Source organism: Sedimentitalea sp. (assembly GCF_039973035.1).
GTDB lineage: Bacteria > Pseudomonadota > Alphaproteobacteria > Rhodobacterales > Rhodobacteraceae > Sedimentitalea.
Window position 1 is genome coordinate 25,348 of sequence record NZ_JBDWLR010000038.1, and the last position, 10,246, is coordinate 35,593.

Below are 10,246 nucleotides of genomic sequence, written 5' to 3' on the forward strand. Positions count from 1 at the left end.
TGTGGGGTTCCGGTCTTGCTATTCGTGACAAGACACAGCAGGCCTAAGCGATCTGCGCGTGATTGAGGCAACAGACATGACCCATATCCCGTCCGAAGCGACGCTGAAATCGGCCCCTGACTGGACCTACCTGCTGCGGGAGTTCTACGAAATGTATCGGTTTCTGCCGTCGGGCGGCAGTGCCGTGATCCGCAGTCACCAACGCACCGTCAGGGCGGCGATTTCACGATTGATTCGCCTCAATTCGCAGGTGATTTTGCAACCACCTGCGATCAAGCCAGTGACAGCGCATTTGCGCCGGTCACTTGATGCCGGATGCCGGGACAGGCTAGCGGCTGCAGTGCAGAGCCTTCAGGTGGTCGCGCCATTGCTGTCATGGCAGTACGGGTACGAGAAAGTTCCACGCGGATTGGCCGCCAATTATGCCTATGCCGAGCTTTGTGGTCCCGCGGGCCCGGTGATCAGTGAGGACCTGATTCTCGGTGTTGTGCTGTTCGGGCCGGGCTGCACCTATCCTGCGCATGCCCACAAGGGAATTACGGAAAGTTATATTTGTCTGAGCGGGGCGGTGTCCGAGAACAATCAGGGTGTCTATGCCGCCGGGTCGCTGATCTTCAACCCACCTGAGCATCTTCACCGGATCACCGTTGGGGACCGGGAACCAGCGCTTCTTGCCTATGCATGGACGGGAAACAAGGAAGATCTCGCTGACCAGAAGATGGTATTTACCCGGCGCAAGAGCTAAGGGCAGAATGACGTGTGAACTTAAGTTTGCGCGACGCAAATCCCAAGAGAAGCAACTTGCGGTTGCCCGGCTATCCCAGCAGCGTCAACCACATCCAGATGCTGAACAGCGACGTGCCGGTTGCGATAAGCACGGATGACGCCGCCACTCGTTTGGCCCGGCCATACATGTTCGCGAATATATAGGCGTTGACCCCCGGAGCCATGGCGGCGTTGAGCACGCCCGAGCGGAACAGATCCTGTGGCAGCGAGGTCGCTCGGCCGAACATCCAGACCAGTGCCGGATGGATCATCAATGCGATGATGCAGACATAGGCAATGGTGCGCAGATCACCTTCTGGGCGGTATTGCACCAAAAGCCCACCGAGCGCGAAGAGGGCGCAGGGCAGGGCAGAGCGGGTGATGATCGACAGTGCGTCATCAGCGACTTCGGGGATGGTCAAGCCGCTGAGGTTGAACAGGAAACCAAGAGCGATACCAAGGATCAACACGTTCTTGAACATCGCTGTGAGGGTGGCGCGGGCGGCTTCGATGGTTCGACCACCGCGATTGGAAACGATCTCCATCGCGGTGATGCCAAGCCCGTAGCAAAAGGGGGCGTGGAAGGCGAGGATCGCGTAGTTGCCTGCGAGGTTATCGGAACCATAGGCGCGTTCGGTGATTGGCAGGCCTAGCAGGACCGAGTTCGAGAAGAGACAGCAGAACCCGATGGCGATGCAGTCTTCCCAGTCACGCTTGAACAGGAACCGAGCGCCGTAGATGCCCAACAGAAAGCAGATGGCCGCCCCGGTGTAAAAGCTGATCAGCAGGCTTGGGTCAAAGCCTGTAGAGAGATCGAGCGTCGCGATGGCACGAAACAGCAGACAGGGAATCGCAAACCCCTGCGCGAACCGCATCAGGGCTTCCATCTGATTGATCGAGAAATAGCGATATCGGGTCGTCAGATAACCGGAACCGATGACCAGAAAGACCGGCAGGATGACGGTGATCAGCGTCTGAAACATGCGTAACCGTTTAGCGTGTGGTGGGGGCGGGGTGCCTCCGGCGGGAGTATTTTGGCAAAGATGAAATGCAGGGCGATCACAGCGGAAACCGAAGGGTCAGGCCATCATAGGCGGCGATGACATTGTCCGGGGTTTCGGCCGTGACCGTGTCATAATCCATGTCTATATGCATGTTGGTCAGAACCGCCTGCTTTGTGCCCACGCGTTCGATCCAGCCCAATGATTGTTCCAAGTGGGTATGTGTCGGGTGCGGCGCGCGGCGCAGTGCGTCGACGATCCAGCAATCCAGCCCCTCAAGCGCCTCCCAGGATTCGTCGTAGATTTTGGCCACATCCGGCAGATAGGCGACGCCGCCAATTCGAAACCCCAGCGAGTCAATGGACCCATGCCCGACGCGGAATGGCTGGAACGGGATCGGGCCGCCGGGGCCGTCGATTTCAAATGCACCGTCGATGGTCTTCATGTCGAGGATCGGGGGGTAGGGGGAGCCTTCGGGCTGAACGAAGGCATAGCCAAAACGGGACAGCAGCGCGTTTTGGGTGTCACCATCCGCCCAGACGGGAAGCCGCGCGCGCATGTTGAACACGATCATCCGCAAGTCGTCGATCCCGTGGACGTGATCCGCGTGGGAATGGGTGTAAACTACACCATCCAACCGGCCGGTTTCGGTGTCGAGAAGCTGGCTGCGCAGGTCGGGAGAGGTGTCGATCAGGACCGAGGTTGTGCCATCCGGGCCGTCGCGCTCGACCAGCATCGAACAGCGTCGGCGCCTGTTCTTTGGGTTGGTGGGATCGCAATCGCCCCAATGGCCGCCAAGACGGGGAACGCCGCCAGAGGACCCGCAACCGAGGATGGTAAAGCGGAGTTCTGTCATCAGGCGGCGGCCTCGTAGCGGGCTGCCTTGGCAAAAAGGCGGTCGAAGTTGTCCTGTGTGCGCGCGGCGAAATCGGCGTAGTCGAGGCCAAAAACTTCGGCGCCATTGCGCGCGGTGTGAGCGGTATAGGCCGGTTCGTTTCGCTTGCCCCGATGGGGAGGTGGCGCAAGGTAGGGGGCGTCGGTTTCCACCAATATGCGGTCAAGCGGTGCGGCGGCGAAAATGTCGCGCACCTCTTGGCTCTTGGGAAAGGCGGCAATGCCGGACATAGATAGGTAGAAGCCGAGATCAAGGGCTGCACGGGCGAGAGCGGCGGAAGAGGAAAAGCAGTGCATCACACAGTTGTAAGCGCCGTTTGCGAACTCTTCGGTGAGGATCTGCGCCATATCGTCATCCGCTGCACGGGAATGGATGATCAGCGGCAGGCCGGTGTCGCGGGCGGCGGCGATATGGATGCGCAGGCTGCCCTGCTGAATCTGTGCGCTTTCCGCGGTGTAGTGGTAATCAAGACCGGTTTCGCCGATGCCGACGAATTTCGGATGACGGGCCAGCGTGGTGAGGTCGTCAACCGTGACCAGCGGTTCCTGTGCCGCGCTCATCGGATGGGTGCCTGCAGCGTAGAAAACCGGCGCATGGGCCTCGGCGATGGCGCGGACGGATGGTTCGTTCGCAAGTTTTGTGCAGATCGTCACCATGCGCGTGACGCCCGCGGTCGCGGCGTTGGCGATGATATCGTCAAGCTGCCCCTCAAAGTCAGGGAAATCGAGGTGGCAATGGCTGTCGGTGATTTGGGGTGTGTCTGTCATGGCCCTTGGTCCGGGCCTAGCCCGCGGCGGTTTCCTGCATTTTGAAAACCGTATCTAGGACTAGCGCGGCAGGGTCAAGGTTGACCGCCTGCCCATGCCGCGAACGGCTGGTGATTGTCGCGGCGATTTCGGCCCAGGCGCGCGCTTTTTGGGCATCCTCTGACAGCCGCGCAAGAACCTGTGCCTCGTTTGGTGCGGCCTCGGACGCTGGCGCGGCGCCAGTGGCACCGGTGCGGGCAAGTCGGGCGAGGGCAATGTCGATCAGGGTCAGAAGCAGTTCGAAACGTTCTGCCGCACCGCGCTGTGCGGCGGTTTCGGCGAGGGCCAGTGCACGCTGTCGGTCGAGCTTGGGCAGCGAATTCAGGATCGCAATCAGTTCCGCATAAAGGCGCAATCCGTCGAGGGATATCAGACGCAGCGCTGCACCGACCGAGCCAGAGGCGAGAGCCGCGAGGCGCGTGGTCTGATCGGGATCGGCGGGCATTTCTGCACCGGTCTGGGACAGCGCCGCCTGCATCTCTTCCGGGTTGAGTGGCGATAACCGCAGCGTCCGGCAGCGTGAGCGGATCGTCGGCAACAAGGCAGATGGCTGGTGTGAGATCAACAGCAACGTGGTGCGCGCCGGTGGTTCTTCGAGCATCTTGAGCAGCGCGTTGGCCGCCGACGTATTCATGTCGTCAGCAGTGTCGACAATGACCACTCGCCGCCCGCCATCTGCGGCGGAGAGACCGAAGAACTTATTGAGTTTGCGGATATCATCCACGACGATCTCGTCCCGCATGCGATTTGTTCTCTCGTTGACGCTGCGGGTGATCGACGCGAGCCCGGGTTCGCCCCCGGCCAGAATGCGCCGTGCCACCGGGTGTTCGGGATCGACATCAAGCGTTTCGGGCGGCGGGGGCGCACCAAACAGACCGTCGTTTTCAACCGGCGGGGTTGCCAACAGGAACCGCGCAATGCGCCATGCAAGCGTCGCCTTGCCGACGCCGCGCGGGCCGGTCAGAAGCCAACCATGATGGAGACGGTCTGCTGCATAGGCTTCAAGAAACGTTGCTTCTGCGCTGTCCTGCCCGATCAGATGCGGGCATTCGCGCGGGTGCGGAGCGCCGGGAACCTGATCTGCAGGAGGGGGTCCATCACTCATGCGAAAGCCGGGGTTGCAGTGGCGAACACCTCGGCGGCCACGGCCTCGACCGGGCGGTTGCCATCAATAACGCGGAAACGATCGGCATAGTCATCGGCAAGCGCAAGGAACCCTGCGCGCATCTGCTGTTGCAACTCCGGGCCAAAATCCTCGAACCGCTCTTCGGTGCCTTCACGCCCCAATGCACGCTGCAAGCCGGTTTCGGGGTCCATGTCGATCAGCAGCGTCATGTCCGGTTCGCGCCCGATCATAAGATCGTGGAGCGTATCGACCAACCCGCGTAGATCACCCCGCGACAGTCCCTGGTACATCCGAGTGCTATCGGCAAACCGGTCGCATATTACGACTTTGCCTGCTGCAAGGGCGGGCAGGATAGTGCGTTCCATATGGTCGCGGCGGGCGGCGGTGAACAGCAGGATTTCGGTTTCCGCCGACCAGCGGTCAGGCTCGCCTTCAAGCACAAGCCGCCGGATTTCTTCGGCTCCGGTTGATCCGCCGGGCTCACGGGTGAGAACCACGTCACGCCCATCTGCGCGCAACGCATCGGCCAACAGCCTTGCCTGCGTCGACTTGCCAGAGCCGTCAATGCCTTCAAAGGTCAGAAATGTGCCGCCACCGGGCTGCGGAGCGTTCACATTGCCTCCGTCGGAGGACCGTTGAGGAATTGTGTGATCAGATATTGCGCAGCGGTTTTGACGCGGACCAAAAAGCCACCGTTGCCCACCGCGTGACCGGCAACCAATGGCAGGCGCGTTTCCGGCAGCCCTTCCGGCGTGATCACCAGTTCGGCCAGCTCCTGACCTTCGGCAATCGGTGCCTTGATCGGTCCGGTATAGACGACTTCGGCGTTGAGGTTTCCGGCGCTCAGTACGGGCAACAGGATTGTCATGTCCGTTGCGGGCACTAGCCCTACCGTGGACTGTCCCCCCATCCAGACTTCGGCTTCTGTGACCGGCGTACCGGCTTTGGCGATGGTTTTTTCGGCAAATTGACGAAACGACCAGTTAACAATGGCCTCGGCCTCCTCTGCGCGACGGGCTTCGGTTTCGAGGCCCGAAATCACAAAGATCACCCGGCGATCCCCCTGTTTGGCAGAGCCGACAAGGCCATAGCCAGCCTCTTGGGTGTGGCCGGTCTTGAGCCCATCTGCGCCAATGTCGAGATTCAGCAGCGGGTTGCGGTTGCGGGTGTTGGACGGGGCCCGCCCGTCAAAGACGAACTCGCGTTCGGCAAACAGCGGATAGAATTCCGGGAAATCCGAAATCAGACGGTTCGCCAAAACTGCGAGATCATGCACCGACATGCGATGACCAGCCTGTGGCCAGCCGTTTGAGTTGGTGAAGGTGGAACTGGTCATGCCAATCTGCTGGGCGCGTTCGGTCATGTAGCGGGCAAATCCCGGCTCGGTTCCATCAGGGCTGAGTGCTTCGGCAATCACGGCGCAAGCGTCGTTGCCTGACAGCACGATGATACCGCGCAGCAGATCCTCGACACGCACCCGGTCGTTGGTATCCAGGAACATGGTTGAACCCTTATAGCTCATCGCGTGGGTGGATACCGGCAGGCGTTCGTCCAGCGTCAGGCGTCCATCACGGATCGCCTCAAATGCAACGTAAAGGGTCATCAGCTTGGACATTGACGCCGGAGGCAGCGGATCGTCGGCATTCTTGGACAGCAACACGGTGCCGGTGGTCTGGTCCAGCACATAGGCGGCCTTGGCCGATGTGTCGAAGGCATGGGCCGTCAGCGGCAAGATGCAAAGCATCATCGCAGAAACAATAGATTTGAATGAGGGTTTCACGGGACGTTCTCCCTGGTCAGGTGATAGGGGGCTTGGCTTTGGAACGCTCGGTCTGCCCGGCTTGGTCCAGCGCCGCGACCCGTTCGGGTGCCAATTGTGCATGATGGTCGACATGATTGTGCAACGCCGCGGAATCTTCGATTGCGTCTAGCGTCATCTCTGAAATGTCGGCGGGTGTTTCCAGAGGTTCGATTAGGCCTTCAATTTCGGCGTCGTCCTTGGACTTGGCCCAGGGCCAGCGGAATTTCTTTTCCTTTGGCGCGGCGGCCTCAGTCGCGTCAGTGGAGTCGACTTCGGTGACGCCAGTAGTAGCGGCGAGCGCGGTGTTTTCGCTGACTTCGACCGTGGTTTCTTCTGCTTCGGGCTCTTCGGCGACCTGCTCGCGCACCAGCGCGGTTACATGCAGATTGACCGGCGCGCCGGGCAGCATGGCCAAGGCCTCGGCCGCTTCGGAAGATGCCTGAATGCGCGGACCGGGAATGTCCCGTTCGCGACGGAACAATGCGCCGACGACCGATGTGTCGTTGGCAGTGTTACGGATGATAACCCGGTGCGGGTCGGTCACATCCGGGTGCGCGACCCAGATGCCGCCCAGCGACGGGCGGCCATCCCAAAGCCCGGCTTCTGAAATGTCATAGACGTCAGGAGCTTCGATATCGCGCTGCTCGCCAGTCTTGCTCGGGGTAACAGCGCTACCGGTCGTATCCGGTTTGTCGGTTTTTGGCAGCAGCCCGCCATCATCACAACCCGCAACTGCTGCAGCGATCAGCACAGCCCCGGTCAAACGAAAGGAAAGCCCGCTGCCAGTTGTTATTCGGATCATGCCAAGTTCCTTGCCTGCAAACAGGCGTTTTTTGCGCCCCTGGCCGGTTTTCCGGTCACACTGCTTTGACGCATACCGCCATTTTTGCGACATCATAACCCGGCAGTCTGGGCATTGAAAGTCCGCAGACATGTGCTCGGCAAGAAATCCCCGGTTGTCACAGTCACGTGAAAGGCTGCCTGACATGGCGATGTTCGGGCTTGCCGGCGAACATTGTACGATTGCTGCTGCCTATGAATTGCCGTGTTCGCGTGATGGCCCTTGGCGTTTGCATAGCAACGCTGCGTCCGTCCACTCACCTTTTGCGAAACGGGATAGAAGGTTGGGATCGTGTAGGCCAACCTTTCGGGTATCGTCTTTGACGACCTGCATCGGCGGCTGGTTTGAACTGGCAGTGAGCTAAGACGCGTTGAGCGCCTTGAGACTCTGATCTAGGTGCTGCGCACTATGCCCGACCAACGCGTGACCGAGCGTCACGCCATTCATTGCGCCCACGCGATCCACGATCACTCATCTGACGTTTTTGCCATCTCCAACAGTGATGGTCGTCTGCACAAAACAAGATTACACTTACCTGCCCTTTCGGGCTATCCAGCAGGTCATGGACTTTGATCTGTTTCTGGCGCTCGCGCTTTTTGCCTTTGTCTCGTCGATCACGCCGGGGCCGAACAACCTGATGCTGATGACGTCGGGCGCGAACTTTGGGTTTCGCCGGACCATTCCGCATATGTTGGGTGTCGGGCTGGGATTTGTGCTGATGATCCTGCTTCTTGGGGCCGGGCTGGTGCGCCTGTTTGATGCCTTTCCGGTGGCCTATGACCTGCTCAAGGCGGTCAGCGTCGCATACCTGCTGTTCCTCGCCTACAAGATCGCAACCGCCGCCCCGGTCGACAAGACGGCGGATGTGGGCAGCCCGATGACCTTCCTGCAGGCCGCCGCCTTTCAATGGGTCAACCCCAAGGCATGGGCGATGGCCCTGACCGCGATCAGCGCCTATACCCCGTCGCAAAGCTTCGGCTCGGTTCTTTTGGTGGGGGCGGTGTTCGGTGCGATCAACCTGCCTTCGGTGGGGAGCTGGACCCTTCTTGGCCAACAACTGGCGCGCATCCTGACCAACCGGACGCGGCTAGTCGCGTTCAACTGGACGATGGCGGCACTGCTTGTGGCATCGCTTTATCCGGTGATCTGGTCCTGATCGGAAACGGCGGAACGAGAGGCGCGATACCAGACCGCTCTGGCGGTGGTGGCCGTCGCAGGATAAGATTCCGGCACCGGCAGCAATTGCAAACGCCCGCGCCATTGGCCATATACGCATCAATCACGGGAGCGCGACTATGACCCAGTATCTGGATTTCGAAAAACCCCTCGCCGAAATCGAAGGCAAGGCCGAAGAATTGCGTGCGCTGGCGCGCGCGAACGAAGAGATGGATGTTGCCGACGAGGCCGCAGCGCTTGATCAGAAAGCGGCCAAGCTGCTTGATGATCTCTATGCCGATCTGACGCCCTGGCGTCGGTGCCAGGTCGCGCGACACCCGGAGCGCCCCCACTGCAAGGATTACCTCAAGGCGCTGTTCACCGAATTTACGCCGCTGGCTGGCGACCGGAACTTTGCCGACGATCTGGCGGTAATGGGCGGTCTCGCCCGGTTTCAGGATCAGCCGGTGATGGTGATCGGCCACGAAAAGGGCAGCGACACCAAATCGCGTATCGAGCGCAATTTCGGCATGGCCCGCCCCGAAGGCTATCGCAAGGCCGTGCGCCTGATGAATATCGCCGATCGGTTCAACCTGCCGGTCGTGACGCTGGTGGACACCGCTGGCGCCTATCCCGGCAAAGGAGCCGAAGAGCGCGGTCAGTCCGAAGCGATTGCCCGTTCGACCGAAGCCTGCCTGCAAATTGGCGTGCCGCTGGTCAGCGTGATCATCGGCGAAGGCGGATCGGGTGGGGCGGTGGCCTTTGCCACGGCCAACCGTGTCGCGATGCTGGAGCATTCCATCTATTCGGTGATCTCACCCGAGGGCTGCGCCTCAATCCTTTGGAAGAACTCGGAAAAGATGCGCGAAGCTGCCGAAGCACTGCGTCTGACTGCGCAAGACCTTAAAAAGCTGGGCGTGATCGACCGCATCATTTCCGAACCCAAGGGCGGAGCGCACCGAGACAAGGAAACGGCCATGGCTTCGGTGGAAAAAGCTATTGCCTCAATGCTTGGTGATCTCAAGAAAAAGGACCGCGCGGCCCTGATCGCTGACCGCCGGAACAAATATCTCGACATGGGAACCAAGGGGCTGGCAGCCTGAGGCTAATAGAGTTCCGCAAGAGGTCTTATGTCAGGTATGCGGACGAAGCAGCCATACGGTTATGTCAGTCGACGTGCCATGATCACTTCATCGACCTCGGCGCCATCTTGGATCATCCCGGCCGGTATGAGCCCGATGGCACGGAAGCCGTTCCGCTCGTAGAAGCGGATCGCTCGGCCATTTTCGCTGCTCACATTCAACTCGATCTGCAATACTCCACTTTCCGCAGCAAACCTCGCTACAGCGTCGATGAGACTCTCCGCCAGTCCCTGTCCCCGTGCGCTGTCGCGTAAGTAGACCATGATGAGGGTTGAGCGGTGCTTCATTTTGCTCGCCTTTTGGCGAAGCAAGCCCATGACACCCACAGGCTCTCCGGATTTGAAAGCGACAAACACGGGCATGTGCAACCTGCTGGCCCATTCGTCGTCAGACAGAGATACCCACTCTTCTACGCTGCTGGCGTATGCCGCCGGCTCCATCTCAAGCGCTTCAAGCCGTATCGCCTTGAACGCGGCAACATCATCCTTCTTGAGTTGGCGGATCTCTATGTCGGGCACAGGGAACCCCATTTTTTCGGAATTGCCATGAGAAATCCGCTTTGTGCAACTGTGTCGAACGTCCTCTGTGGGTGGCTCCTGCATTGCAAGAGTTTTTTTAGGCGATTTCTGCGGTCATTTTCGTCAGTACTGTCGTCTGTCCGGCCTGTTTGTGCGGTGGTGATCCGCTGGCCTTGATGAATTCCGCGAGTGAGGT

11 protein-coding genes are annotated in these 10,246 nt (G+C 60.1%); 3 read left to right on the top strand and 8 right to left on the bottom strand.

Going from position 1 to position 10,246, the window contains the following annotated elements; all coding sequences use genetic code 11:
* The first annotated feature begins 76 nt into the window (after positions 1-76).
* Positions 77-745 carry a dimethylsulfonioproprionate lyase family protein gene (locus ABJO75_RS08300; protein ID WP_348132892.1) on the top strand — a complete coding sequence of 223 codons (669 nt, stop codon included), beginning with the start codon at positions 77-79 and terminating at the stop codon, positions 743-745.
* Positions 746-815: 70 nt separating this feature from the next.
* On the opposite strand, the gene ABJO75_RS08305 is transcribed toward ABJO75_RS08300, so the two are convergent.
* The 7 genes from ABJO75_RS08305 to ABJO75_RS08335 form a co-directional block, all read right to left on the bottom strand.
* Complete coding sequence (locus tag ABJO75_RS08305) at positions 816-1,748, bottom strand: AEC family transporter (RefSeq protein ID WP_348132895.1); 933 nt, start codon at positions 1,746-1,748, stop codon at positions 816-818.
* 76 nt (positions 1,749-1,824) lie between these two features.
* The gene (locus ABJO75_RS08310) at positions 1,825-2,622 is read right to left on the bottom strand and encodes an MBL fold metallo-hydrolase (protein WP_348132897.1); all 798 of its coding nucleotides are present in this window, start codon (positions 2,620-2,622) and stop codon (positions 1,825-1,827) included.
* Positions 2,622-3,428, bottom strand: a complete 807-nt coding sequence (locus ABJO75_RS08315; RefSeq protein ID WP_348132900.1) for a TatD family hydrolase — start codon at positions 3,426-3,428, stop codon at positions 2,622-2,624. The genes ABJO75_RS08310 and ABJO75_RS08315 overlap by 1 nt, the downstream gene beginning before the upstream one ends.
* A gap of 16 nt (positions 3,429-3,444) precedes the next feature.
* Complete coding sequence (locus tag ABJO75_RS08320) at positions 3,445-4,572, bottom strand: DNA polymerase III subunit delta' (RefSeq protein WP_348132902.1); 1,128 nt, start codon at positions 4,570-4,572, stop codon at positions 3,445-3,447.
* The gene (tmk, locus tag ABJO75_RS08325; RefSeq protein ID WP_348132905.1) at positions 4,569-5,207 is read right to left on the bottom strand and encodes a dTMP kinase; all 639 of its coding nucleotides are present in this window, start codon (positions 5,205-5,207) and stop codon (positions 4,569-4,571) included. Before tmk ends, ABJO75_RS08320 begins: the two co-directional genes overlap by 4 nt.
* Positions 5,204-6,340: a D-alanyl-D-alanine carboxypeptidase family protein gene (locus tag ABJO75_RS08330; RefSeq protein ID WP_348132918.1), complete on the bottom strand. Its 1,137-nt coding sequence runs from the start codon at positions 6,338-6,340 to the stop codon at positions 5,204-5,206. The genes tmk and ABJO75_RS08330 overlap by 4 nt, the downstream gene beginning before the upstream one ends.
* Positions 6,341-6,389: 49 nt before the next feature.
* Positions 6,390-7,196, bottom strand: a complete 807-nt coding sequence (locus ABJO75_RS08335) for a hypothetical protein (RefSeq protein ID WP_348132907.1) — start codon at positions 7,194-7,196, stop codon at positions 6,390-6,392.
* A gap of 601 nt (positions 7,197-7,797) precedes the next feature.
* Between ABJO75_RS08335 and ABJO75_RS08340 the strand changes: the two genes are divergently transcribed.
* Positions 7,798-8,391, top strand: coding sequence for a LysE family translocator (locus ABJO75_RS08340; protein WP_348132910.1), 594 nt, complete (start codon positions 7,798-7,800; stop codon positions 8,389-8,391).
* Positions 8,392-8,530: 139 nt separating this feature from the next.
* Positions 8,531-9,493 carry an acetyl-CoA carboxylase carboxyltransferase subunit alpha gene (locus ABJO75_RS08345; protein WP_348132913.1) on the top strand — a complete coding sequence of 321 codons (963 nt, stop codon included), beginning with the start codon at positions 8,531-8,533 and terminating at the stop codon, positions 9,491-9,493.
* A 59-nt stretch (positions 9,494-9,552) separates the two neighbouring features.
* Here ABJO75_RS08345 and ABJO75_RS08350 read toward each other — a convergent pair whose 3' ends face one another.
* Positions 9,553-10,050 (bottom strand): GNAT family N-acetyltransferase, encoded by a 498-nt coding sequence (locus ABJO75_RS08350; protein WP_348132916.1) that lies wholly within the window; start codon positions 10,048-10,050, stop codon positions 9,553-9,555.
* Between the last annotated feature and the right edge of the window lie 196 nt (positions 10,051-10,246).